Origin of the sequence: Pseudomonas sp. KD5 (assembly GCF_012932895.1) — a bacterium.
Taxonomy (GTDB): Bacteria; Pseudomonadota; Gammaproteobacteria; order Pseudomonadales; family Pseudomonadaceae; genus Aquipseudomonas.
Genome location: NZ_JDWJ01000012.1, coordinates 203,803 through 229,327, shown reverse-complemented (window position 1 = coordinate 229,327; position 25,525 = coordinate 203,803). Strand labels below are relative to the sequence as shown.

At 59.8% G+C, this 25,525-nt stretch carries 21 protein-coding genes and 2 pseudogenes; 11 read left to right on the top strand and 12 right to left on the bottom strand.

What is annotated here, in order from left to right; all coding sequences use genetic code 11:
• The 4 genes and pseudogenes from AF70_RS25055 to AF70_RS25045 form a co-directional block, all read left to right on the top strand.
• Positions 1 to 3,342, top strand: a 3,342-nt coding sequence (locus tag AF70_RS25055; protein WP_169342503.1) for an RHS repeat-associated core domain-containing protein, incomplete at its 5' end; no start/stop codon positions are given.
• Between the two features lie 8 nt (positions 3,343 to 3,350).
• Positions 3,351 to 4,220, top strand: a complete 870-nt coding sequence (locus AF70_RS25050; RefSeq protein ID WP_019580405.1) for a tetratricopeptide repeat protein — start codon at positions 3,351 to 3,353, stop codon at positions 4,218 to 4,220.
• A 44-nt stretch (positions 4,221 to 4,264) separates the two neighbouring features.
• Positions 4,265 to 4,336, top strand: a pseudogene (locus AF70_RS30120) (RHS repeat domain-containing protein); the annotation flags it as partial.
• A 377-nt stretch (positions 4,337 to 4,713) separates the two neighbouring features.
• Positions 4,714 to 5,105: pseudogene (locus AF70_RS25045) on the top strand (DUF6124 family protein).
• Between the two features lie 88 nt (positions 5,106 to 5,193).
• Here AF70_RS25045 and AF70_RS25040 read toward each other — a convergent pair.
• From AF70_RS25040 to AF70_RS25030, 3 genes are all read right to left on the bottom strand, one after another.
• Positions 5,194 to 5,469, bottom strand: a complete 276-nt coding sequence (locus AF70_RS25040; RefSeq protein WP_003213368.1) for an HU family DNA-binding protein — start codon at positions 5,467 to 5,469, stop codon at positions 5,194 to 5,196.
• 192 nt (positions 5,470 to 5,661) lie between these two features.
• Complete coding sequence (locus tag AF70_RS25035; protein WP_028940115.1) at positions 5,662 to 6,810, bottom strand: NAD(P)/FAD-dependent oxidoreductase; 1,149 nt, start codon at positions 6,808 to 6,810, stop codon at positions 5,662 to 5,664.
• 18 nt (positions 6,811 to 6,828) lie between these two features.
• Positions 6,829 to 6,996, bottom strand: coding sequence for a rubredoxin (locus tag AF70_RS25030; RefSeq protein WP_007896465.1), 168 nt, complete (start codon positions 6,994 to 6,996; stop codon positions 6,829 to 6,831).
• Positions 6,997 to 7,196: 200 nt separating this feature from the next.
• On the opposite strand from AF70_RS25030, the gene AF70_RS25025 reads away from it, so the two are divergent.
• Positions 7,197 to 7,760 carry a chorismate lyase gene (locus AF70_RS25025; protein ID WP_028940114.1) on the top strand — a complete coding sequence of 188 codons (564 nt, stop codon included), beginning with the start codon at positions 7,197 to 7,199 and terminating at the stop codon, positions 7,758 to 7,760.
• The gene (gene ubiA, locus AF70_RS25020; RefSeq protein ID WP_018927398.1) at positions 7,760 to 8,650 is read left to right on the top strand and encodes a 4-hydroxybenzoate octaprenyltransferase; all 891 of its coding nucleotides are present in this window, start codon (positions 7,760 to 7,762) and stop codon (positions 8,648 to 8,650) included. The genes AF70_RS25025 and ubiA overlap by 1 nt, the downstream gene beginning before the upstream one ends.
• A 171-nt stretch (positions 8,651 to 8,821) precedes the next feature.
• On the opposite strand, the gene AF70_RS25015 is transcribed toward ubiA, so the two are convergent.
• Positions 8,822 to 9,205, bottom strand: a complete 384-nt coding sequence (locus AF70_RS25015) for a hypothetical protein (RefSeq protein ID WP_018927397.1) — start codon at positions 9,203 to 9,205, stop codon at positions 8,822 to 8,824.
• 152 nt (positions 9,206 to 9,357) lie between these two features.
• Here AF70_RS25015 and phoB point away from each other — a divergent pair, with 152 nt between their 5' ends.
• The 3 genes from phoB to AF70_RS25000 all read left to right on the top strand — a co-directional run bounded on the left by phoB (position 9,358) and on the right by AF70_RS25000 (position 12,873).
• Positions 9,358 to 10,047 carry a phosphate regulon transcriptional regulator PhoB gene (gene phoB / locus AF70_RS25010; RefSeq protein WP_007896474.1) on the top strand — a complete coding sequence of 230 codons (690 nt, stop codon included), beginning with the start codon at positions 9,358 to 9,360 and terminating at the stop codon, positions 10,045 to 10,047.
• Between the two features lie 75 nt (positions 10,048 to 10,122).
• Positions 10,123 to 11,409, top strand: coding sequence for a phosphate regulon sensor histidine kinase PhoR (phoR, locus tag AF70_RS25005; protein ID WP_218585017.1), 1,287 nt, complete (start codon positions 10,123 to 10,125; stop codon positions 11,407 to 11,409).
• Between the two features lie 123 nt (positions 11,410 to 11,532).
• Positions 11,533 to 12,873, top strand: a complete 1,341-nt coding sequence (locus tag AF70_RS25000; protein ID WP_018927395.1) for a hemolysin family protein — start codon at positions 11,533 to 11,535, stop codon at positions 12,871 to 12,873.
• Between the two features lie 66 nt (positions 12,874 to 12,939).
• Here the strand turns inward: AF70_RS25000 and AF70_RS24995 are convergent, their stop codons facing one another.
• The 8 genes from AF70_RS24995 to AF70_RS24960 all read right to left on the bottom strand — a co-directional run bounded on the left by AF70_RS24995 (position 12,940) and on the right by AF70_RS24960 (position 23,776).
• Positions 12,940 to 13,860 (bottom strand): peptidoglycan DD-metalloendopeptidase family protein, encoded by a 921-nt coding sequence (locus tag AF70_RS24995; protein WP_019580403.1) that lies wholly within the window; start codon positions 13,858 to 13,860, stop codon positions 12,940 to 12,942.
• 200 nt (positions 13,861 to 14,060) lie between these two features.
• On the bottom strand, positions 14,061 to 15,011 hold the full coding sequence (locus AF70_RS24990; RefSeq protein WP_028940113.1) for a response regulator: 951 nt from the start codon (positions 15,009 to 15,011) through the stop codon (positions 14,061 to 14,063).
• Between the two features lie 176 nt (positions 15,012 to 15,187).
• Positions 15,188 to 15,949: a phosphate signaling complex protein PhoU gene (gene phoU, locus AF70_RS24985; protein WP_007934507.1), complete on the bottom strand. Its 762-nt coding sequence runs from the start codon at positions 15,947 to 15,949 to the stop codon at positions 15,188 to 15,190.
• A gap of 71 nt (positions 15,950 to 16,020) precedes the next feature.
• A complete protein-coding gene (pstB, locus tag AF70_RS24980; protein WP_008150054.1) occupies positions 16,021 to 16,854 on the bottom strand; it encodes a phosphate ABC transporter ATP-binding protein PstB in 834 nt (277 codons plus the stop codon).
• A gap of 166 nt (positions 16,855 to 17,020) precedes the next feature.
• Positions 17,021 to 18,691 carry a phosphate ABC transporter permease PstA gene (gene pstA / locus AF70_RS24975; RefSeq protein WP_018927392.1) on the bottom strand — a complete coding sequence of 557 codons (1,671 nt, stop codon included), beginning with the start codon at positions 18,689 to 18,691 and terminating at the stop codon, positions 17,021 to 17,023.
• A gap of 15 nt (positions 18,692 to 18,706) precedes the next feature.
• Positions 18,707 to 20,989 carry an ABC transporter permease subunit gene (locus AF70_RS24970; RefSeq protein WP_019580400.1) on the bottom strand — a complete coding sequence of 761 codons (2,283 nt, stop codon included), beginning with the start codon at positions 20,987 to 20,989 and terminating at the stop codon, positions 18,707 to 18,709.
• Between the two features lie 240 nt (positions 20,990 to 21,229).
• Positions 21,230 to 22,231, bottom strand: a complete 1,002-nt coding sequence (locus tag AF70_RS24965; RefSeq protein ID WP_019580399.1) for a phosphate ABC transporter substrate-binding protein PstS — start codon at positions 22,229 to 22,231, stop codon at positions 21,230 to 21,232.
• A gap of 246 nt (positions 22,232 to 22,477) precedes the next feature.
• A complete protein-coding gene (locus AF70_RS24960) occupies positions 22,478 to 23,776 on the bottom strand; it encodes an MFS transporter (RefSeq protein WP_018927389.1) in 1,299 nt (432 codons plus the stop codon).
• Between the two features lie 363 nt (positions 23,777 to 24,139).
• Here AF70_RS24960 and AF70_RS24955 point away from each other — a divergent pair, with 363 nt between their 5' ends.
• Positions 24,140 to 24,544, top strand: coding sequence for an acyl-CoA thioesterase (locus AF70_RS24955; protein ID WP_007896491.1), 405 nt, complete (start codon positions 24,140 to 24,142; stop codon positions 24,542 to 24,544).
• Positions 24,545 to 24,617: 73 nt separating this feature from the next.
• A complete protein-coding gene (locus AF70_RS24950; RefSeq protein WP_028940112.1) occupies positions 24,618 to 25,517 on the top strand; it encodes a D-hexose-6-phosphate mutarotase in 900 nt (299 codons plus the stop codon).
• Positions 25,518 to 25,525 lie beyond the last annotated feature (8 nt).

The following is a 25,525-nucleotide window of genomic DNA, read 5'->3' as shown; positions in this document are numbered from 1 at the left end:
TGGAGCGTGTCCTACGAGGTGTGTGTTGAAATCCTGCCTCACCCGGAGGGTGGAGAAACGCTGGTCTACACCGATGAGCAGGCCCGGCGTATCGACATGGGTTCGATTCCTCTGGGCGGCGCGGTGTTCAGTGCGGGTGAAGGGCTGAGTGTTCGACGCCACGTCAATGGGCAGTTGTTGATTGAAAGCGATGACGGCGTATACCGTTTGTTCAATCCAACGCCGGGCAATACGGCGCTGCTGCGCCTTGATCAATTGGGCGACCGCAATGACAACCGCATCTACCTCGACTATGACGACGGCGGGCAGCTTGTTCGGCTGCGGGACACCTTCGATCTGGTGCAGGTCGAGCTGATTCAAGAAGGCCGTCGCGTGGCTCGGGTGGAACGCCTGTACCCCGACCAACACCGCGAAGTACTCGTCAGTTACGGCTATGACGCAGCCGGCAACCTGGCCGAAGTGCGCGACGCCACCGGCCAGGTGCAACGGCGCTTCAGCTACGACGCTAGGCGGCGGATGGTCGAGCATCAGTTGCCCACGGGGCTGCGTTGTTTCTATGAATGGGCCTTGATCGAAGACCTTGAATGGCGCGTGGTCCGGCACTGGACCGACGAGGGCGACACTTACCAGTTCGACTATGACCTGAAGGCCGGTGTCACGCGCATCACCGACGGCTCACAGCGCATCAGTACACGGCGCTGGAACACCCAACACCAGATCACCGAATACACCGACAACCTCGGCCAGACCTGGCAGTTCGAGTGGAACGACGAACGCCAATTGCTCAGCGCCACCGACCCGCTGGGCGGGCGCTACGAATACAGCTACGACGACGCCGGCAACCTGATCGGCGAAACCGACCCGCTGGGCCGCAGTGACTCGACCTTATGGCTCGAGCATTGGGCCTTGCCGCTGGTGGAAACCGATGCTGCAGGCAACAGCTGGCAATATTGCTACGATCAGCGCGGCAACTGCATCGCCGAAACCGATCCGCTGGACCATGTCACCCGCTACCGCTACGACACCCAAGGCCAGGTCGTCGAGATCATCGACGCTACCGGCAAAAGCAAAAGACTGCGCTGGAACCCGTTCGGCCAACTGGTCGAACACATCGATTGCTCGGGTTATCCGACGCGGTTCAGCTACGACCACCGGGGCTATCTGCAAACGATCACCGATGCCCTCGGCGAACGCACCCAATTCAGCTACGACGCCCAGGGGCGGTTGCTCAGCAGCCAGTTGCCGGACGGCCGCACCGAGCAGTATCAGCGCGACGTCAGCGGCCAGTTGATCGGCTACACCGACCCGGCCGGGCACACCACGCTGTATCAACACAACCGCCGCGGCCAGGTGCGTCAGCGTACCGACGCCCATGGCCGACAGGTGCAGTTCGGGTACGACAGCTACGGGCGGCTGCAAGCGCTGACCAATGAGAACGGTGAAAGTTATCGCTTCGCCTGGGATGCAGGGGATCGGCTGACAGAACAACAGGATCTGGATGGCAGTGCCAAGCGCTACACCTATGACCTGCTGGATAACGTCGCGGCGGTCACGGCTGTTCCGGCGCCTTACGGCAACGGCCTGGCCGTCGTCCCCGAGTCGCCCCCCGCTCCCATCGTTCACCGACTGGAACGCGACGCCGTCGGCCGGCTGATCGCCAAAATCACCGACGATGGCCGCACCGACTACACCTACGACCCACTGGACCAGCTCACCGCCGTCACCTTCACCGACCACCAGGGCAACGCACAAACCCTGAGCTTCGCCTACGACGCCCTCGGCCAGTTGCTCGCCGAACACAGCGCGGCCGGCAACCTGCACTACCACTACGACGAACTCGGCAACCTGATCCAGACCCAACTGCCCGACGGCCGCTGGCTCAATCGCCTGTACTACGGCAGCGGCCACCTGCACCAGATCAACCTCGACGGCCAGGTCATCAGCGACTTCGAACGCGACCGCCTGCACCGCGAAGTGCTGCGCACCCAAGGCCAGATCAGCACTCGCAGCGACTACGACCGCAGCGGGCGTTTACGCTCACGCCAACGTCGTCACAGCAACCAGCCATCGCTGATGCCGGCCGCCGTACAGAAACATTTCGAGTACGACCCCGCCGACAACCTGATCGGCAAACTCGACCAACAACCCACTGCGCAACACCGCCAACTGCTGCACTACGACGCCACCGGCCGCATCATCGCCAGCCAGGACAGCCTGCACGGCCAGCGCGAAACCTTCGCCTACGACGCCGCCGCCAACCTGCTGGACGGCCCACAACCCGGCGCCGGGCTGGTGGTGCACAACAAACTGCTGACCTATCAGGACAAGCGTTATCGCTATGACGCGTTTGGCCGGATGATCGAAAAACGCAGCGCTCAACGGGGCCTGCAGCGCTTCGGTTACGACGCCGAAAGCCGGTTGATTGAAGTGCGCAATGAAAACGGCAGCGTGGTCAGAATGACCTACGATCCGCTGGGCCGGCGCATCGAAAAAACCGTACACGACACCAACGGCTACCCTCTCGGCGAAACCCGCTTCACCTGGGACGGCCTGCGCCTGTTGCAGGAACATCGCCATCAACAGACCAGCCTCTACCTCTACGAAGACGAAGGTTACGAACCCCTGGCCCGCGTCGACGGCACCGGCCCGCTGCAAAAAATCCGCTATTACCACAACGACCTCAACGGCCTGCCGGAACAACTCACCGAAGCAGACGGCCACAACGTCTGGCAGGCGAGTTATCGGGTGTGGGGCAACACGTTAGAAGAGGTGCGCGAGCCGTATTACATTGAAGAGCAGAATCTGCGGTTTCAGGGGCAGTACCTGGACCGGGAGACGGGGCTGCATTTCAATACGTTCAGGTTTTATGATCCGGATGTGGGGCGGTTTACTACGCCGGATCCGATTGGGTTGGATGGGGAACTCAACCTATACCAATACGCGCCGAATCCGATTGTTTGGGTGGATCCATGGGGATGGAAAACCTGTGGGGCAGCAAACGGAAACTCTAGGCAAAATAACAAGGCGAACCACGTCTACGTCATCCGGAACAAAAAGACTGGCCAGGTTTACAAGTTCGGCATCAGCGGTGGGAAAATTTCTAAAAATGGAAAGTCCTACCGAGCTGAATCTCAGGTACGCAAACTTAACAAGCGCCCCGGCTCTGATAAATACGAGTCCGCCATCATCAGAAAAAATGTAACGAGATCCAAGGCACTGAAAGTTGAGCAAGGTAGAGTCAATGGTTACTCGGTAGCCGCTCAAAGAGCCGGTCAAACGCCTTCGTTTCCAAAGGTTGGTATTAATCCAGTGGGCAACTCACTGCCAAACGCGACGAGATAGAAACTCTGATGAGCAAATATTTATCGACACTTGAAATCGACTCCCCTACGGAGCGCCTCCAGGCTCACAGCATTCGAGAGGCAGCCGTACTCTACGTTTATCTCCTTGCTACTAAGTGCAAGCTACCTGCTGGCGGCATTTCCAAAATAATTCTTCAGCAAGCTCCAGTCGAAGCAGAGAACACGCTTCTGGATGTTTGCACCTACTCTCATCCGTTCAAGCACCTCGATAAGCTACCTGCGGACGCTACGGACAGCGCCATTCGCCAATCGTTAATCGAGGACATTAACGAAGCGCTTTTGTCGCTGGCGGCGCTCAAAGGGTGGGATAGCGACCCGATACATAAGCTCCAAGCTGAAATAATCAAACGTGACTATCGGTTCTCAGGCACCTCGGGACGCTCACTAAAAAACCCGTCCAAAACGCTCACTGCAACGGCTGCTTGGCGCACGGATCAATACATCAACATCGGCGTCCTGATGCAGGGTTCAAAAAACACGCCTGAAGCATTTTTCACAGTCACGCGAATCAGCGTCGCGCTGGGTCTTTTTGAGTCGTTGCTGGGGCCTGTTGAATGGGTGAACGATCAAACCGTTCGGCTATTCCAGGTAAACAAACGCGATTATTGGGAGATTGATACCACATCCCAAACGGTGGAATTTCACTTTCCCCGAGCCGAATCCGGTGATGCCCACGGTCAATATGACTTGGCGAAAATGTACCTTGATGGATGGATAGTCGAGCAGGACTTTGAACGAGCCAGGCAGTGGCTGGAACGTTCAGCCGCTCAAGGTTTTTCCCGCGCAGTAAAGCTTTTGCAGCGAATGAATGATGGCGATGAAAACCTTGCCGATCCGGTGATGAACAGCAAGAAATAAACCAGCGAACACTGCTTCAAGCGCCCTCTGCTGCTCCTGATCGGATTGAAGTGTGCAACGAAAACGGCAGCGTGGTCAGGATGACCTACGACCCGCTGGGCCGACGCATCGAAAAACCGTACCGTCCCACGCCAATGCCTGACAGTGCTTGTTTAAAGAGCCTTGTAGGTAACGTCGTGAAAGCTACAACACCTTGCGTCGTTGCCTACGGCTACGCCAGAATCCGCCGGCTTGTGCGCTTTGGGGTCGGTCGGTAACTTGATTCGTGTCACTGATCGTCAGTGGTCGGGTTTAGTCGCCCGCTGGTAATTGAAGTTGTACAAGCGTCCGTCAGACAGGTACTTGCTACCTGCATTTTGATGGTGGCTGTGCGTAGGGCACCTTTGGGTGCGCCGGCTTCTTCAATTCCCCGGTCCGACTAACCTGCGTACAGCCGCCACCCCTTCGTTTAGTCGGCGAAGGGGTGTCAGCATCACTCATGGAATTGAAGATCATGTTCAAAGTTACACCTAACCCACCGGACACCGATCCGGTCTCCCCATACGAAAGCCCCGATTCAAAAAAACTCAACGACGCCGCCGAACGCGCCCTCGACCACCACTTCCCGCCAGCCGAACCAAAGCCACCGAAACGCAAAGGCCAGCTCTTCAGCGTCTGCCTGGGCATCAACACTGAAGCCCTCCTCGCCAATGCCTCGGAAGATATCTTGTCCATCAGCGCGCCGCCGACCTCGCCGACGACGTGGACGGTTCACGCCGCTCCGTAGCCCTGTCGCTCAGCCGCCTGGCCGACGGGGTGCATTTGTTGGTGGAGCGAGCGCTGGATCACCTGAATGAGCCGGAAATAGCAGCGATTCTCGCCAGGAAACAAAGCCGAGTCGGCTGATCCGCCAGATAGAAAAAATGGGCACCCAACCTCGTTGGCGTGCCCATTTTTTATCCCGCTCGCCCGCTGCGCGGGAAGTCGGTGCGTGTTACGGATTAACGCTGTCTTTCAACGACTTGCCTGGCTTGAACGCAACAGTGTTGCTGGCTTTGATTTTTACCGGCTCACCGGTTTGCGGGTTCTTGCCGGTACGGGCACCGCGATGGCGTTGCAGGAAGGTGCCGAAGCCCACCAGCGTGACGCTATCCTTGCGATGCAGAGCGCCGGTGATTTCTTCGAGAACGGCGTTGAGAACGCGATTGGCCTGTTCTTTGGTGAGATCTGCTTTTTCCGCGATGGCAGCGGCGAGTTCTGGTTTACGCATGAGTGAAGCCCCTTTGACGGTTTTTTGTTGTTATGTCCGTGCTGTTCTCGTTGGAACAGCGCCCAAGGCGCCGCAGGTGCTCTACTCTGCGGCAGACGGGAATGAGGATGGCATGCGCGCAAGAGCGGCGCCAGTCTCCCCGCGACCTTTGTGGGGGCAAAAACGGGGTGATTCCGACAGAACGACCGGCATTTACGCCAACAGGGCCGGAAGTTCTTTGTTCAGGGCGAGTTTTTCCATCACCGCCGCGCCGGTCAGGGCATAGCCCAGCAATTTGCCGGCGCTGTCGCGGCACAGCACCTTGATGTCCGCGCCCTGCCCTTCGACCGTCCAGACGCCCTCCGCGCCCCGTGGTGGCGGGGAAACCACCAATGGGCAGACCGGGGTTTTCACGGTGATCGGCATCGGGCCGTAACTCACCGCCGTAGGGTTTCCGGCGAGGGTCTGGGCCAGCGCTCTCGCACAGCTCATGAGGGGCATGACGTACAACAGATTCAGCCCATCGACCTCGGCGCAATCGCCCAGGGCGTAGATGTTGGCGTGAGAGGTTTTCAGGTGACGGTCAACCACCACACCACGATTGACCTGCACCCCGGCAGCGGCCGCCAGGTCGATGCGCGGACGCAGACCGATGGCTGACACCACTACGTCGCAAGGGATGACCTGGCCGTCAGACAAATGCGCTTCCAGGCCGTCAGCCACTCGCTGCAGGCGATTGAGCACCGGCCCGAGGTGGAAGCGCGCGCCGAGGCTTTCCAGGCCGGCCTGGACCGCAGCGGCCGCCGCCGGGTGGAGCAAGGTCGGCATGACTTGTTCGCAGGGGGCAACCAGCTGCACTTCGTAGCCACCGAGAATCAGGTCGTTGGCGAATTCGCAGCCAATCAAACCGGCGCCCAGCAGCAGCACCCGACGCTTGCCGGCCGCGGCTGCGCGAAAACGTGCGTAGTCTTCAAGGTCGTTGATCGGGAAAACGGCATCGGCCGCGTCGCCTTCGATCGGCACCCGCACGGTTTCCGCGCCCCAGGCCAGGATCAGGTCACGATAGATCACTGATTCTTCGCCGATCCACAGGCGCTTGTGGCCCGGATCGATGCCGCTGATGCGCGTGTGGGTACGCACTTCGGCCTTCAATTGCTCGGCCATGGCGCCCGGTTCGGCCATGCTCAGGCCATCGGCGTCTTTATTCTTGCCAAAGCCGGTGGAAAGCATCGGCTTGGAGTAGGAGCGTCCATCATCTGCGGTAATCAACAGCAGCGGGATTTCGCCATCGAGTTTGCGAAACTCCCGGGCCAGGTTGTAGCCAGCCAGCCCAGTGCCGACGATCACGACAGGTGCGTTCATTCCTAGCTCCTTGGATGCTTAGTTGATTTCAATCATTTCAAAATCCATTTTGCCCACGCCGCAGTCCGGGCACAGCCAGTCTTCCGGCACGTCCTGCCACGGTGTGCCCGCCGCAATACCGTCGTCCGGCCAGCCTTCGGCTTCGTTATAGATCAGGCCGCAGACCACACATTGCCACTTTTTCATTCAGGTACTTCCTCGGGATTCAGGCTTTTGCCGGCGCGAACGGTCGATAGATGAAGCGTTGCCGTCCGGCTCAGGGCGTTTTGTACTGATCGGGCCCGTCAGATGCAAGCCTGTTCGGCGCAACGGCAGGCCGGATCAATCAAACTCGCCGCCTGACATGGTAAGCTCGCCGCCTCATTTGCTGCCAATAATGACTCACTGTGCCGCACTCAAAAGCCCCCTCCCCGACGCCGCTCTGGCTTTCTCAAAGCCAACTGATGCCCCGCCCCGACACGTCTACGCTCGATTGGTTGTTCGATGAAGGGTCACTGACCCGACGCCTGACCCGTTTGTCGAATGACGGTTTCAGCGTCACACCGCTGTTCGAAGGCTGGCAATCGCTGCGCGCCGACGAATGTGCCGCGCTGGAGCTGGCCGAAGGCAGCGAAGGCTGGGTGCGCGAGGTGTATCTGCGCGGCCACGGTGAAGCCTGGGTGTTTGCCCGCAGCGTAGCCGCGCGTAGCGCGCTACAGGGCGACGGATTGCACATGGATGAGCTGGGCAGCCGCTCTCTGGGTGAATTGCTGTTTTGCGATCAGGCATTTCAGCGCCGGGCCATCGAGGTTTGTCACTATCCTCAAGCGTGGTTGCCGATGGAGGCCCGGGCGCCTGAACTGTGGGGCCGGCGCTCACGTTTCGACCGAGGCGCCCTGAGCGTGCTGGTGGCCGAGATTTTCCTGCCGACCCTGTGGAGCGCCGCCCGCGCGCATCCGGAGAACTGCTGATGTACCAGAACCTGCTCAAGTCTCTGAACCGCGTGAATCCTCGGGCCTGGGATTTCATTCAGCTGACCCGCATGGACAAGCCGATCGGCATTTACCTGCTGCTGTGGCCGACATTGTGGGCACTGTGGATTGCCGGTGAAGGTTCGCCGTCACTGGCCAATATCGTGATTTTCGTGCTCGGCGTGGTACTGACCCGTGCTGGCGGCTGCGTGATAAACGACTGGGCGGACCGCAAGGTCGATGGCCATGTGAAACGCACCGAGCAGCGGCCGCTGGTGAGCGGCAAGATCAGCTCCAAAGAAGCCCTGGTGTTCTTCGCGGTGCTGATGGGTGTGAGCTTCTTGCTGGTGCTGTGCACCAACGCGGCGACTGTCTGGCTGTCGCTGGGCGGTTTGGCCCTGGCCTTCACGTATCCGTTCATGAAGCGTTACACCTATTACCCGCAAGTGGTGCTGGGCGCGGCGTTCTCCTGGGGCATGCCGATGGCATTCACCGCCGAAACCGGTGAGCTTCCGGCGACAGCCTGGTTGCTGTGGATCGCCAACTTGCTGTGGACTGTGGGCTACGACACCTATTACGCCATGACCGACCGCGATGACGACCTGAAGATCGGGGTGAAATCCACCGCGATCCTGTTTGGCGACGCCGACCGGGTGATCATTCTGACCTTGCAAGGCCTGGCGCTGGGCTGCCTGTTGCTGGCTGGCTCGAAATTCCATCTCGGTGGCTGGTTCCACCTTGGGTTGCTGGTGGCGGCAGGCTGCTTTGCGTGGGAGTTCTGGTACACCCGCAGCAAAGACCGGATGCGCTGCTTCCAGGCGTTTTTGCATAACCACTGGGCGGGGCTGGCGATTTTCGTGGGGATTGTGCTGGATTACGCGTTACGTTGACTGCGATTGATCTGTAGCAGCTGCCGCAGGCTGCGTTCGGCTGCACAGCAGTCGTGAAATCTACCTCTGTGGTGCGTCAGGTAAACCGCGTACACAGGGTTCACGACTGCTACGCAGCCGAACGCAGGCTTCGCCAGCTGCTACAGGCTGTTTATAGGGCAGGCAAATCGCTTACTTGTGTTCGCCAATCACGTGCCACATTTTCATCATGCCGTCGCCTTTCATGTCTCCCGGCTTGCTATCCATTTTGTAGGTGTACATTGGCTTGCCGTCGTAAGTCCATTGCATTGTGCCGTCGTCACGCTTGATCGGCTTCCATTCACCCATGGGCTTGGCATCCATCGGAGCCATCATCGGCGGCCAGTTCTTCGCACACTCACCCATGCACATCGACTTGCCGTCCTTGTCCTTGTCAAAGGTATACAAGGTCATACCCTTCTGATCGACCATCATGCCGCCTTTCATCATGGCGGGTTCTGCCGCAAAGGCCAGGGACGGCAGCGTTAACGCAGCCGTGACCAGCAGGACCTTCCAGGATTTAGCAATGTGATTCATGGAAACCTTCCTTTTGTGGTTGTCAGGATTCGGAATTAGAGCTTAGTTCAGGATCGCGACAATCGCAGGGTGGCTAAAATACTGTCACACGACTGCAATAATTCCGTTATCTAATGCGGCGCAAGACAGTTAAATGACAAGAGGATTAAGGCATGGTTGGCAGGAGCATTCTGATCGTCGACGACGAAGCGCCCATTCGCGAAATGATCGCCGTTGCGTTGGAAATGGCCGGCTATGACTGCCTGGAGGCGGAGAACTCCCAGCAGGCCCATGCCATTATCGTCGACCGCAAACCGGACCTGATCCTGCTCGACTGGATGCTGCCCGGCACCTCCGGCATCGAGTTGGCCCGCCGCCTCAAGCGTGACGAGCTGACCGGGGATATCCCGATCATCATGCTCACCGCCAAGGGTGAAGAGGACAACAAGATCCAGGGCCTGGAAGTCGGCGCCGACGACTACATCACCAAACCGTTTTCCCCCCGCGAACTGGTGGCACGCCTCAAAGCCGTACTGCGCCGCGCCGGCCCGACCGATGGCGAAGCGCCGATCGAAGTCGGCGGCCTGTTGCTCGACCCGATCAGCCATCGCGTGACCATCGACGGCAAACCTGCCGAGATGGGCCCGACCGAGTACCGTTTGCTGCAATTCTTCATGACCCACCAGGAACGCGCCTACACCCGCGGCCAGTTGCTGGATCAGGTCTGGGGCGGCAATGTCTACGTCGAAGAGCGCACTGTCGACGTGCACATCCGTCGCCTGCGCAAAGCCCTCGGCGATGCCTACGAAAATCTGGTACAAACCGTGCGCGGCACCGGCTACCGGTTTTCCACCAAGGCCTGAACAGACCGCCAGCCTCGCTGACAAGGACGCATATTTTCCGTGAACCAAAACTGGCATGGCACCCTGATTCGCCACATGCTGTTGCTGGTCACCGCCTGCCTGGTGATCGGCCTGATTTCCGGCTACTACGGCTGGAGTCTCGCCGTGGGCCTGGGTGTTTACCTGGCCTGGACCCTCAAACAGCTGCTGCGCCTGCACGAATGGCTGCGCCTGCACCAACCCGATGAAGCACCGCCCGACGGCTATGGCCTGTGGGGCGAAGTGTTCGACAGCATCTATCACCTGCAACGCCGCGACCAACGGGTACGCGGACGCCTGCAAGCGGTGATCGACCGAGTCCAGGAATCCACTGCCGCGCTGAAAGACGCAGTGATCATGCTCGACAGCGACGGCAACCTTGAGTGGTGGAACCGCGCCGCCGAAACCCTGCTCGGCCTCAAGACTCCTCAAGACAGCGGCCAGCCGGTGACCAACCTGGTGCGCCATCCGCGTTTCAAGGAATACTTCGAGCAGGACAACTACGCCGAACCATTGGAGATTCCGTCGCCGATCAACGATCGCCTGCGCATTCAGCTGTACATCACCCGCTATGGCAACAACGAGCACTTGATGCTGGTGCGCGACGTGACGCGTATCCATCAGCTGGAGCAGATGCGCAAAGACTTCATCGCCAACGTGTCCCACGAGCTGCGTACACCCCTGACGGTGATTTGCGGCTACCTGGAAACCCTGCTCGATAACGTCGAGGACGTGAATCCGCGCTGGACCCGTGCCCTGCAGCAAATGCAGCAGCAAGGCGGGCGCATGCAGACCTTGCTTAACGATTTGCTGCTGCTGGCCAAACTGGAAGCCACCGATTACCCGTCGGACAACCAACCAGTGTCCATCGACAGCCTGCTGCAATCGATCAAGAGCGACGCCCAGCAGCTGTCGGGTCAGAAAAATCAGCGCATCACCCTGGAAGCCGACCCGACGATTCTGCTCAAGGGCAGTGAAGCCGAACTGCGCAGTGCGTTTTCCAATCTGGTGTTCAACGCAGTGAAATACACCCCGGCCGAGGGCAATATCCGCATTCGCTGGTGGGGCGACGAGCAAGGCGCACACCTGAGCGTGCAGGATTCGGGAATCGGCATCGACAGCAAACACCTGCCGCGCCTGACCGAACGCTTCTACCGCGTCGATTCCAGCCGCAATTCCAACACCGGCGGCACCGGGCTGGGGCTGGCCATCGTCAAACATGTGCTGCTGCGACACCGGGCACGCATGGAAATCAGCAGTGTGCCGGGACATGGCAGTACGTTTACCTGCCATTTTGCGCCGGCCCAGGTCACCAAATCCCGCGTGATCAGTGCAGCGGACTGATACCGACCAGCACTCACCACTAGGCAATCGATCAGTCAGCCGCTACATTGGCTGACTTGTGCCTGCCCTTCAGGCACTGCATTTCCCCCTTTTTTGAATACACGGAACCCGCAAAACTCCATCATGGACCCTTCCCCTGGCTTGACCCTCGCAACAATATTCGCCGACTTCGGCATGATTCTTTTTGCTCTGATCCTGGTTTTGCTCAACGGCTTTTTCGTTGCGGCAGAGTTTGCCATGGTCAAACTGCGCTCGACCCGGGTCGAAGCCATCGCTGAACAGCACGGCTGGCGCGGGCACATCCTGCGCACCGTACACAGTCAGCTCGATGCTTACCTGTCAGCGTGCCAACTGGGTATCACCCTCGCTTCTCTGGGTCTGGGCTGGGTCGGCGAACCGGCGTTCGCGCACCTCCTGGAGCCTGTACTGAGTGCCGTGGGTGTAGATTCCGCTGAGGTGGTCAAGGCGGTTTCGTTCTTCACGGCGTTCTTCATCATTTCGTACCTGCACATCGTGGTCGGTGAGCTGGCACCAAAATCCTGGGCCATCCGCAAACCCGAGTTGCTGTCGCTGTGGACGGCGGTGCCGCTGTACTTGTTCTACTGGGCCATGTACCCGGCCATCTACCTGCTCAACGCCAGCGCCAACCAGATCCTGCGCATCGCCGGGCAAGGTGAGCCCGGCCCGCACCACGAGCACCATTACAGCCGCGAAGAACTGAAACTGATCCTGCACTCCAGCCGTGGCCAGGACCCAAGCGACCAAGGCATGCGCGTACTGGCCTCGGCGGTGGAAATGGGCGAGCTGGAAGTGGTCGACTGGGCCAACTCCCGGGAAGACCTGGTCACACTTGAGTTCAACGCTCCGCTCAAGGAAATCCTGGCGTTGTTCCGTCGCCACAAGTTCAGCCGCTACCCGGTGTACGACAGCGAGCGTAAAGAGTTCGTCGGCCTGCTGCACATCAAGGATCTGCTGCTGGAACTGGCCGCCCTTGATCACATTCCCGAGTCGTTCAACCTCGCCGAACTGACCCGACCACTGGAGCGCGTATCGCGGCACATGCCGCTGTCGCAACTGCTGGAGCAGTTCCGCAAGGGCGGCTCGCACTTCGCCTTGGTCGAGGAAGCCGACGGCAACATCATCGGCTACCTGACCATGGAAGATGTGCTGGAAGTGCTGGTGGGCGACATTCAGGACGAACACCGCAAGGCTGAACGCGGGATCCTCGCGTATCAGCCGGGTAAGCTGCTGGTGCGGGGTGATACGCCGCTGTTCAAGGTGGAGCGCCTGCTGGGCATCGACCTGGACCACATCGAAGCCGAAACCCTCGCCGGGCTGGTCTACGAAACCCTGAAACGGGTGCCGGAAGAGGAAGAAGTGCTGGAAGTCGAAGGTTTGCGGATCATCATCAAAAAGATGAAAGGGCCGAAGATCATATTGGCCAAGGTGTTGATGCTGGACTGAGCCACGCCCTTGTAGGAGCCGGCTTGCTGGCGATCAGGAGCGCTGCGGTGTCTCTGTTATACCGCGTTATCGTTCATCGCCAGCAAGCCGGCTCCTACTGCCCAACGCAAAGTTGGGCAACGCCCCCACCGGTTGATTGAACTGGTACGGAATCGACACCAGGCCCAACCCGGTATTGCGCTGCACCACGAAGTGCAGGTGCGGGCCGCTGCTGTTGCCGGTGTTGCCCGACAGCGCCAGCGCACTGCCCACCACTACCCGCTGACCTTCCCGTACGCAGACCGAACCTTTCTTGAGGTGCAGGTACACGCCCATGGTCCCGTCATCGTGCAACACCCGCACGAAATTGCCCGACGGATCGTTGCCGCGCCCAGTCTGGCCATTCTCTGTTTTCACCACCACCCCGCCGCGCGCCGCGATGATCGGCGTGCCTTCGGGCATGGCGATGTCCATCGCGTAACGGTTTTTCGGTCCGTAGTGGCTGTATTGGCCATTGGCGCCCTGGGTCAGCCGAAACGGACCGCCACGCCAGGGCAACGGATATCGATAGGCCATGGCAGCCCCTGAGGGGTCGCCCAGGGAATATGCGAACCTTGGGTTATACACGATCGGCCTTCCAGCCTTCGTCGGCGTGAGCAGGGCCAGACGAAGGTTACTGCGCGCCGGCATCACCCGCCGGATCGGTCGGCTCGGCGCACCGCTGACGTTCTGCAGCCCGTCGAAACTCAGCTCGATCTCGACCGGCGCATACAGGTCGTTGCGCACGAACACGCTGTCGATGCCATTCATCCTCTTGATGTCGAGGTACACCTGCCGCTCAAGGTGTTCGACCATTCGGTCGCGAAAAACGAACACCTTCGCGCCTTTGGTGGGGCGGTCGCTGTAAGAGACCACGCCACTGGCATCAGTGGACCTGTAGATCGTCATGGCCACAGCCGAGGTGGAGGCCATGAAAAGACCACAGAAAAACAGCAGGCGCGCGAGCATGGGCAAAATTCTGTTGAGTAGGCCTGGGAAGGAGCCTAGCAGCAGAAATGGACCTGCGTAGTCGACAGATGTTTCAAATGATCATTCCCACGCTCTGCCTGGGAATGCAGCAAGGGACGCTCTGCGTCCCATCCGAAGCGGACGTGGAGCGTCCGGGGAGGCATTCCCACGCAGGGCGCGGGAATGATCAGCGGTACACGTTACGCACCCGGTACGAAGTGCTTCTGCGCGGTGCCACGGGCGATCAGGCGGGAGATGTAGTCGAGCTTCTGTGCATCCTGGTCGACAAAGCGGAACGTCAGTTGCAGCCACTCACTGTCCGGCTTCGGCTCGTGGGCGACGATGGCGTGCAGGTAGCCGTTAAGACGGGCAATTTCGGCGTTGTCGCCCTGCTCCAGGTCGAGTACGGCGTTGTCGAGGACTTGCGGCAAGGTGTCGGTGCGTTTCACCACCAGCAGCGCTTCCTTGATGCTCAAGGCCTTGATCACGCATTGCTGAGTGCCGCTCGACAGGCGCAGTTGGCCTTGGCCACGACCGCCAGCTGATGCGGAGGCAGCGGCAGGCGCCTTGACCGGTGGGTTGTTGAGCAGGCCGCGAGACGGCGCCGCAGCCGGGGCTGGCGCGGCGGCGGCAGGTTTGGCAAACGGGTTGACCACAGCAGCCGCGGGTGCGACCACCGCCGCTTTGCCACCGGTCAATGCGCTCAGGGAATCGTTGCCGAACGCCGAGTTCATTTTGGTCGGCGCGCTGTTCATCAAGGTATCGAGCTTGCCGACCTTGTTCAGCGCCTGCTTGACCTTGGTCAGCAACTGCTCGTTGGTGAACGGCTTGCTGACATAGCCGGAAACCCCGGCCTGGATCGCCTGGACCACGTTCTCTTTGTCGCCACGGCTGGTCACCATGATGAACGGCATGGTTTTGAGGTTGTCCTGCTCGCGGCACCAGGTCAGCAACTCCAGACCGGACATTTCCGGCATTTCCCAGTCGCACAGAACCAGATCGAACGCTTCCTTGGCCAGCATGGCCTGGGCCTTTTTACCGTTGACGGCATCTTCGGTCCGGATCCCCGGGAAGTAGTTACGCAGGCACTTTTTTACCAGGTCACGAATGAACGACGCATCGTCCACGACCAACACACTGATCTTGCTCATCCAACACCCCTTTAAAAATCCCGGCAAGCATAACGCTGGCTGATGGCACTTTGCCAAAACTCTTCAGTCACGCCGGGACTTTTCGTTCGCGGGTGCTGCTTTTCAATTCGGCTTTTCAAAAAGCCGCACAAACAAAAACGCCCGGCCAAGGGGCCGGGCGCTTTTCTTGGGCAACCTTACTTATCGTCAGCTTTGTCCGGAACATTAGCGGTTTCGGCACTTGTGCCTTCCACTTCTTCCTTCATGCGCTTGAGGCCCAGGTGACGCACGTCGGTGCCGCGTACCAGGTAAATCACCAGTTCCGAGATATTGCGCGCGTGGTCGCCGATCCGCTCCAGAGAACGCAGCACCCAGATAATGCTCAAGACCCGCGAGATAGAGCGCGGGTCTTCCATCATGTAAGTGGCCAGTTCGCGCAGCGCGGTCTTGTATTCGCGGTCGATGATCTTGTCGTACTGCGCCACCGACAGCGCCAAGTCGGCGTCGAAGCGAGCAAATGCGTCCAGGGCATCGCGAACCATGTTGCGCACCTGGTCGCCGATGTGGCGAACCTCGACGTAACCGCGCGGCGCTTCGCCTTCTTCGCACAACTGAATGGCCCGACGGGCAATTTTGGTGGCTTCGTCGCCGATACGCTCGAGATCGATCACCGATTTGGAGATGCTGATGATCAGACGCAAGTCCGACGCCGCCGGCTGACGACGGGCCAGAATGCGCAGGCATTCTTCGTCGATGTTGCGTTCCATCTGGTTGATCTGGTCGTCGACCTCGCGCACTTGCTGGGCCAGGCCGGAGTCGGCCTCGATCAGCGCGGTGACCGCGTCGTTGACCTGCTTCTCGACCAGCCCGCCCATGGCCAGGAGGTGGCTGCGCACTTCCTCGAGCTCAGCGTTGAACTGCTGGGAGATGTGATGGGTAAGGCCTTCTTTACTAATCATGTTGGCGTCCTTGGAGCGTCCGGTAAGGTGCGGTGGGCCGCAGCGTCAGTTCAGTGAGCAACAACAGCTTCCTAGCCGTAACGACCGGTGATGTAGTCTTCGGTCTGCTTCTTCGCCGGATTGGTGAACAGGGTGTCGGTGTCGCCGAACTCCACCAGTTTGCCCATATACATGAACGCCGTGTAGTCGGAAACCCGCGCGGCCTGTTGCATGTTGTGGGTCACGATAACAATGGTGAACTTGGATTTCAGTTCGTAGATCAGCTCTTCGACTTTCAGCGTGGAGATCGGGTCGAGTGCCGAGCACGGTTCGTCGAGCAGCAGCACTTCCGGCTCCACGGCGATGGTGCGGGCAATCACCAGACGTTGCTGCTGACCACCGGACAGACCGAGTGCCGACTCGTGCAGACGATCCTTGACTTCATCCCACAGCGCCGCGCCTTTCAACGCCCACTCGACGGCTTCGTCGAGGATGCGCTTTTTGTTGATGCCCTGGATGCGCAAACCGTAAACCACGTTTTCATAGATGGTTTTCGGGAACGGGTTGGGCTTCTGGAACACCATGCCGACCCGGCGACGCAGCTCGGCCACGTCCTCGCCCTTGCGGTAGATGTTGTTGCCGTAGAGGTTGATCGCGCCTTCTACGCGGCAGCCATCCACCAGGTCGTTCATGCGGTTGAAAGTGCGCAACAGCGTGGACTTGCCACAGCCGGACGGGCCGATGAAGGCGGTCACGCGCTGTTTCGGGATGTTCATGCTGACGTCATACAGCGCTTGTTTGTCGCCGTAGAACAGGCTCAGGCCAGGCACTTCGATGGCCACGGTTTCCTGCTCGAGACTCAGGCTCTGTTTGTCGCGGCCCAAGGCCGACATGTTGATGCCGTGAGTGTGTGCTTCGTGCTGCATGGGAGGCTCCCTGTGCTAACAAATTCGGTTCGGGGCCGCAGGCCAGGCCCGCGGTTACGCAATTCTTTGTAGGAGCCGGCTTGCTGGCGATGCAGACAACTCGGTCCCGCAGGCTCACCGCGGTGATGCCTTCGCCAGCAAGCCGGCTCCTACAGTTCGGTGTTGATTAGCTATCCAGCGCCTTGTACTTCTCGCGCAGGTGGTTACGGATATAAACGGCCGACAGGTTCAATGTCGCGATCACCAGCACCAGCAGCAGCGCCGTGGCATACACCAGCGGCCGCGCGGCTTCTACGTTCGGGCTCTGGAAGCCGACGTCATAAATGTGGAAGCCCAGGTGCATGATCTTCTGGTCCAGGTGCAGGTACGGGTAGTTGCCATCCAGCGGCAGCGACGGTGCCAGTTTCACTACACCCACCAGCATCAGCGGCGCCACTTCACCGGCGGCGCGGGCCACGGCGAGGATCATGCCGGTCATCATCGCCGGGCTGGCCATCGGCAGCACGATCTTCCACAAGGTCTCGGCCTTGGTCGCGCCGAGGGCCAACGAGCCTTCGCGCACGGTGCGAGGAATCCGCGCCAGACCTTCTTCGGTGGCCACGATCACCACCGGCACAGCCAGCAGGGCCAAGGTCAACGAAGCCCACAGCAGACCCGGCGTACCGAAGGTCGGCGCCGGCAAGGCTTCGGGAAAGAACAAGCGGTCGATCGAGCCGCCCAGTACATAAACGAAGAAGCCCAGGCCGAACACGCCGTAAACGATCGCCGGAACACCCGCCAGGTTGTTCACCGCGATGCGGATCACTCGGGTCAGCGTGTTCTGCTTGGCGTATTCACGCAGGTAGACCGCCGCCAGCACACCGAAAGGAGTGACGATCATCGCCATGATCAGGGTCATCATCACGGTGCCGAAAATCGCCGGGAAGATCCCGCCTTCGGTGTTGGCTTCGCGCGGGTCATCACTGAGGAATTCCCAGACCTTGCTGAAGTAGAAGCCCACCTTGGTAAAGGTGCTCATGGCGTTCGGCTGATAGGCGTGAACCACTTTGCCGATGCCGATCTCGACCTCTTTACCGTTCGCATCCCGTGCAGTCAGACTGTCGCGGTTGAACTGCTTGTGCAGATCGTTCAGACGCGCTTCGATTTCCTGATAACGGGCGTTCAACTCGGCGCGCTCGGACTCCAGGTCCGCCTGTGCGGTAGCGTCGAGACGGCCGGCCAATTCCAGCTTGCGACCGTGCAGACGAACACGTTCGAGACCGGCGTTGATCGCGCCGATGTCGGTTTTTTCCAGGCTCTTGAGCTGCCCAGCCAACTGGTTGACGCGATCGACACGGGCCTGCAACTCAGGCCATGCGGCTTCGCCTTCAGCGACGACCTTGCCGTCCTCTTTAACGTTGACCAGATAGCCGTAGAAGTTGCCCCACTCGCGACGCTCGATGGTCATCAGCTCTGGCGGGGTTTTCTGGTTGGTCAGCCACTCGCCGACAATCCAGGTGAAGTCCGTGCCGTTCAGATCGCGGTTGCCGACCTTGATCAGCTCGCGGGTCATGAACTCCGGGCCCTGATCGGGCACCGGCAGGCCAGCGGTTTTCAGGCGCTCGCGTGGCACTTCTTCCTTCTGCACCACTTCGCCGATGACCAGGTGGTTGGCTTGGCCCGGCACGTCGTAATTGGCGTGGATCAGGTCCGCCGGCCAGAAGTGCCCCAGACCGCGCACGGCAATGACCGCCAGCAGGCCAATGGTCATGATGACCGCAATGGACACCGCGCCGCCGCTGATCCAGACGCCGGGGGCGCCGCTCTTGAACCATCCATTCAGGGAGTTCTGTTTCACAGACTTCTACCTTTGTTAAAGCGACGAGTATTTCTTGCGCAGACGCTGACGAATCAGTTCCGCGAGGGTGTTCATGATGAAGGTGAACAACAGCAGCACCAGCGCCGAGAGGAACAGCACGCGGTAGTGGCTGCCGCCGACTTCCGATTCGGGCATTTCCACCGCGACGTTGGCTGCCAGTGTGCGCAGGCCTTCGAACAGGTTCATTTCCATGACCGGGGTGTTACCGGTGGCCATCAGCACGATCATGGTTTCACCGACCGCACGGCCCATGCCGATCATCAGCGCCGAGAAGATGCCCGGGCTGGCGGTGAGGATCACCACGCGAGTCATGGTCTGCCACGGCGTGGCGCCAAGGGCCAGGGAGCCGAGGGTCAGGCCGCGAGGCACACTGAACACGGCGTCTTCGGCGATCGAGTAGATGTTCGGGATGACTGCAAAGCCCATGGCCAGGCCGACCACCAGAGCGTTGCGCTGGTCGTAGGTGATGCCCAGGTCGTGGGAGATCCACATACGCATGTCACCGCCGAAGAACCAGGCTTCCATGTACGGGCTCATGTACAGCGACAGCCAGCCCACGAACAGAATCACCGGGATCAGGATCGCGCTTTCCCAGCCGTCCGGCACTTTCAGGCGGATCGACTCAGGCAGGCGACTGAAGACGAAACCCGCCACCAGAATGCCGATCGGCAGGAGCATCAGCAGGCTGAAGATGCCCGGCAAATGCCCTTCTACATACGGTGCGAGGAACAGGCCGGCGAAGAAGCCGAGGATCACCGTCGGCATCGCTTCCATCAGTTCGATCACCGGCTTGACCTTGCGACGCATGCCCGGGGCCATGAAGTACGCGGTGTAGATCGCCGCGGCGACGGCCAGGGGCGCGGCCAGCAGCATGGCGTAGAACGCGGCTTTCAGGGTACCGAAGGTCAGCGGCGAGAGGCTCAGCTTGGGTTCGAAGTCGGTGTTGGCGGCGGTCGATTGCCAGACGTATTTAGGCTCGTCGTAGTTCTCGTACCAGACCTTGCTCCACAACGCGCTCCAGGAAACTTCCGGGTGCGGGTTGTCGAGCAGCAACGGTTGCAGCTTGCCGCCCTGCTCCACGATCACGCGGTTGGCCCGTGGCGACAGGCCGAACAGGCCTTGGCCGTCGACCACCTGATCCACCAGCAAAGTGCGGTGCGCGGTGCTGTGGAACACGCCGAGTTTGCCGGACGCATCAAGGGCTACGAAGCCTTTTCGACGTTCTTCGGCGGTGATTTCAACAATCGGCGCAGCGCCCATCTGGAAGGTGCGGATTTGCTTCAGGCGCAGTTCGCCATCGTGATCGCGAGCCATGAACCACTGGGCGAGACCGCCCTTGGAGTCGCCGAGGATCAGTGAGATACCACCCACCAGCTGGGTGCTGGCGGTAATCTCGGCATCGCCGTCTTCGAGCAATTTGTAGCGACCGTTGAGACTCTTGTCGCGCAGGCTGAACACATCGGCTTGAGCACGACCGTTGACCACGTACAGCCACTGCTGACGCGGGTCGACGAAGATGTTCTTCACTGGCTCGGTCATTTGCGGCAGGTCGATACGTTTCTGCTCGTTGGTGACTTCGCCGGTCATCATGTTTTCTTCGCTGGTCAGCGACATGACATGCAGTTGCGCACCGGTGGAGCCAGCCAGCAGCAGGGTCGAATCGGTGGCATTGAGGCTGACGTGCTCCAGAGCGCCGCCCGCCTCGTTCAGCACGATTGGCGTTTCGCCGTACGGGTATTCGATGGCCGGCGAGATGGTTTTCTTGCCGTCCGGGTAGCTGACTTTATAGGTGTGGCGGAACACCAGCACCTGACCGTTGGACAACCCCACTGCGACCAATGGATGGCCGGGTTGATCTTCACCGATGGAGGTCACGCTGGTACCGGCCGGGATCGGCAGGTCGACGCGGCGCAGTTCGGCGCCGCTATCGATATCAAAGAATAGCGCCTGGCCCTTGTCGGAAACCCGCATGGCCACCTGGTTCTGTTCTTCAAGGGAGATCATCAGCGGCTTGCCGGAGTCTTGCATCCAGGCGGGCGTGATGGCGTCTTTGGCGGTCAGGTCGGCACCCTGGAACAGCGGCGCGACAACATAACCAAGGAAGAAGAAGATCAGGGTGATCGCGCCCAGGACGGCGAGGCCGCCGACAAGAACATACCAACGGGTCAGGCGATCTTTCAGCGCACGAATACGGCGCTTGCGGTGCAGCTCAGGCGTATTGAAGTCAATTCGCTTGGGGGGATTTGTAGTCATGGTGGAGTTGGCCAGATCATTCATGCGCACACCCTAGCGATCCTGTATGACAGAAAGATGACAATGCAGTGACGCAACAAATCCGCCGCCAGTGGAAACTGGCAGTGGATCGGAAATTTGGGGGCCGGTATTTACCGGCAATTGTAGGAGCAAGGCTTGCCCGCGAAGGGGTCGTTACATTCAACATCAATGTTGACCGACCCACCGCTTTCGCGGGCAAGCCTCGCTCCTACACAGGTCCGGGTTTACCCCGGACCTAGGGTTTTACTTTTTTGCGACTTCAGCGCCGCCTTCCGCGAGACCCAGGTCAGCCAGTGCTTTTGCAGCTACCTTGGCTGGCAGTGGGATGTAGCCGTCTTTCACTACAACTTCCTGGCCCTGCTTGGACAGAACCAGTTTCACGAACTCGGCTTCCAGCGGGGCCAGAGGCTTGTTCGGGGCTTTGTTGACGTATACGTAGAGGAAACGCGACAGCGGATACTTACCGTTCAGGGCGTTTTCTTCGGTGTCTTCGATGAATTCAGTGCTGCCTTTCTTGGACAGGGCCACGGTCTTCACGCTGGCGGTCTTGTAGCCGATGCCCGAGTAACCGATGCCGTTCAGCGAGGAGCTGATCGACTGCACGACCGACGCCGAGCCTGGTTGTTCGTTGACGTTTGGCTTGTAGTCGCCTTTGCACAGGGCTTCTTCTTTGAAGTAGCCATAAGTGCCGGATACCGAGTTACGACCGAACAGTTGTACTGGCTTGTTGGCCAGGTCGCCGGTCACACCCAGGTCGCCCCAGGTTTTCACATCAGCTTTGGCGCCGCACAGACGAGTCGAGGAGAAGATCGCGTCGACTTGTTCCATGGTCAGGTGCTGGATCGGGTTGTCTTTGTGTACGAAGACGGCCAAGGCGTCCACGGCCACCGGGATAGCGGTTGGCTTGTAGCCGTACTTCTGCTCGAAGGCCGCCAGTTCGGTGTCCTTCATCTTGCGGCTCATCGGGCCCAGGTTGGAGGTGCCTTCAGTCAGCGCAGGTGGCGCGGTGGCAGAGCCAGCGGCCTGAATCTGGATGTTTACGTTCGGGTATTCTTTTTTGTAGTTCTCAGCCCACAGGGTCATGAGGTTGGCCAGGGTATCGGAGCCGACGCTGGACAGGTTGCCCGACACACCAGTGGTCTTGGTGTAGCTCGGGATAGCAGGGTCAACAGCGGCAACCGCGTTGGCAGTCGCAACGCCAGCAGCGACAAAAGTCATTGCCGCCATCAAACGCTTCAGTTTCATGCCTTACTCCTAGCAGATAGGGTGTGTTAAGTCGGGGCCAAGTATCAGCAGGCCGTGTGAACACTCTATGGCTGAAATATGACAATTGGATGAAAGGCCAGTATTTGGATTTTTGAAGGGATATCGCGTCATCGTTCTTCGCGGGCAAGTCGGATCGCCGCACCGCTCGCTCCTACAGGATCAGCGTCATTTCAAAACTGGCGCATGACCAAGGAGCGAGGCTTGCCCGCGAAGGCATCGGTCGGCTTAGCGACCTTTCTTCCAGAGATAACCACCCACCACAATCCCGACGCCGCAGATAATCGCCACGTAATAGGCCGGCCCCATCGGGCTTTCCTTGAGCAGCAGGGTGACGACCATCGGGGTCAGGCCGCCGAAGATGGCGTAGGCCAGGTTGTAGGAGAACGACAGGCCGCTGAAGCGCACCACCGCCGGGAAGGCTTTGACCATCACATACGGCACTGCACCGATGGTGCCGACCAGCAAGCCGGTCAGGGCGTACATCGGGAACAGCCAGTCGGGATGATTGAACAGGCTGTGATAGAAGGTCCACGAGGTCAGCAGCAGCAACGCGCTACCGAACACGAACACCCGCCCGGCGCCAAAACGGTCAGCCAGTGCACCGGAGGCCACACAGCCCAGGCTCAGGAACACGATGGCCAGGCTGTTGGCCTGCAACGCGGTAGTCGGCGGGAAGTGGTAAACAGTCTGCAATACAGTCGGCGTCATGAGGATGACCACGATGATCCCCGCGGACAGCAACCAGGTCAGCAGCATGGAAATCAGAATCGCCCCGCGATGGTCACGCAGCACAGCGCGCAGCGGCACTTCTTCGGCCAGGGCTTTACGCAATTGCAGTTCGGCAAACACCGGGGTTTCGTGCAGCCAGCGGCGCAGGTAGACCGAGAACAGGCCAAACACGCCGCCCAGCAGGAACGGGATCCGCCAGGCGTAATCCGCCACTTCCACCGGCGTATAGAGGCTGTTGATCGCGGTGGCGACCAACGAGCCCAAAAGAATGCCGGCAGTCAGGCCGCTGGTCAGCGTGCCGCAGGCATAACCGATGTGCCGCTGCGGCACGTGTTCGGAAACGAATACCCACGCCCCCGGCACTTCACCGCCAATCGCCGCGCCCTGAATCACCCGCATCAGCAGCAACAGGATCGGCGCCCACATACCTATCTGCGCATAAGTCGGCAGCAAGCCCATGATCAGGGTCGGCACCGCCATCATGAAAATGCTCAGGGTGAACATCTTCTTGCGTCCCAGCAGGTCACCGAAGTGCGCCATGACAATGCCGCCCAGCGGCCGGGCCAGATAACCTGCGGCGAAAATGCCGAACGTCTGCATCAGGCGCAGCCACTCGGGCATGTCGGCGGGGAAGAACAGTTTGCCGACCACTGTGGCGAAGAACACAAAGATGATGAAGTCGTAAAACTCCAGCGCGCCGCCCAAGGCAGACAGCGACAAGGTCTTATAGTCGTTACGGGTCAGCGGACGTGCGGGTTGGGCCGGCTGCGCGATGCTCGAGGGCGCTGTGGTCATGGCAAGGCTTCTCTTATAGTCGGATCTGCAACCTCAACAACGCTGGCGGAGGCTTGGGCAGGTTCGGCACGATAGCAAATTGTTCGAAAAAGCACATAGAGGTGCGTATTTGACGGTCGAAATGAGAACCGGACGGTCGTCTCGGAGTCTATCGACCGATATACTCACAACATTGCAACGGTTTGTAAGGGGTTGCTGTGCGAAACCGTCGTTGGCACCCGTCAGCCGATTTCGCAGAGTTTCCCTTTAGGCGCCTTACGAAAAACGTGACGAACGTAGTATGTTCGGGGCTGAATCGTTTTTCCAAGACGGCTACTCACCCGCTATACCTACGAAGAGTCACGGGTCAGAGGCACCCCCGGCATGATAGAGCTCGAACAAGAAGATCCAATCCCGCAAGGCGACCTGGCCCTGCAAATTACCGCGCTTCCGCGTGAAACCAACGGCTTTGGCGATATTTTCGGCGGCTGGTTGGTGGCGCAGATGGATTTGGCGGGCACCGCAATGGCCAGCAAGGTTGCCGGTGGTCGCGTGGCCACCGTTGCGATCGATCGCATGGCGTTTCTGGTGCCGGTGGCGGTGGGCGCTCAGCTCTCCTTCTATACCCAGGCCCTGGAAATCGGTCGCAGCTCGATTCAGATGATGGTTGAAGTCTGGAGCGACGATCCACTGTCCAGCGAGTGGCGTAAAGTCACCGAAGCCGTGTTTGTGTTCGTCGCCATCGACGGCAGCGGCCGCACTCGTTCGGTTCCGCCCAGAGCTCGTTAAACAAGGCGCTCGTTAAACGCGGTGACCGTTTTGCGGTCCATAGCAGTCATTGTTCCTGATTGAGAGTCGCCCCATGAGCACGCCCACCGTCGAAGCCGTGAAACTGGATGAACTGAACTGCTGGCGCATCCGCCACGGTCAGGCCGAATTGCTGGTGGCCCAGCAAGGCGCGCACATCCTCAGCTATCAATTGGCCGGCCAACCGCCGCTGATCTGGCTCAACGACGAGGCGGTGTTCAAGACCGGCAAAGCTATTCGTGCCGGTGTGCCGGTGTGCTGGCCGTGGTTCGGCAATCTGTCGCGCAACCCGCAGAGTGTCCAGGCCATGCGCATCAGCCAGGAGCCGCCGACCGCTCACGGGCTGGTGCGAGCGATGGACTGGGAACTGGGCAGCATCGAAACCGAGGGCGAAAGCCTGAAGGTGGAATTCGTCCTGCCCTACCCTGAAGGCGGACTGCCAGGCTGGCCGCATCAGGTGGACTTGAAACTGAGCATTCGTCTGGATGAACAGTTGCATATCAGCCTGACGAGCGACAACAAGGGCGCTGAACCCATCACGATCAGCCAGGCGCTGCACAGCTATTTCGCGGTCAGCGATGTGCGCAACGTGCACGTTGAAGGGCTGGATGGCTTGAGTTACATCGAGACGCTGGACGACTGGAAAACCGTCACTCAGACCGGTGATCTGCGTTTTACCGGTGAGACCGACCGCATCTATCTGAATACCCCGCCGACATTGAGCATCGTTGACCCGCATTGGGAACGACGCATTGAACTGACCAGCAGCGGTTCGCGCTCGGCGGTGATCTGGAACCCGTGGATCGACCGTGCGGCCGCGTTCAGCGACATGGCTGACGATGGCTGGCAGCGCATGTTGTGCATTGAAACGGCAAATGTGATGGATGATGTGGTGACGCTGGCGCCGGGGGCTAGCCATACCCTGGGCGTGAGCATCGCCAGCAAACCGCTTTAACACCACAC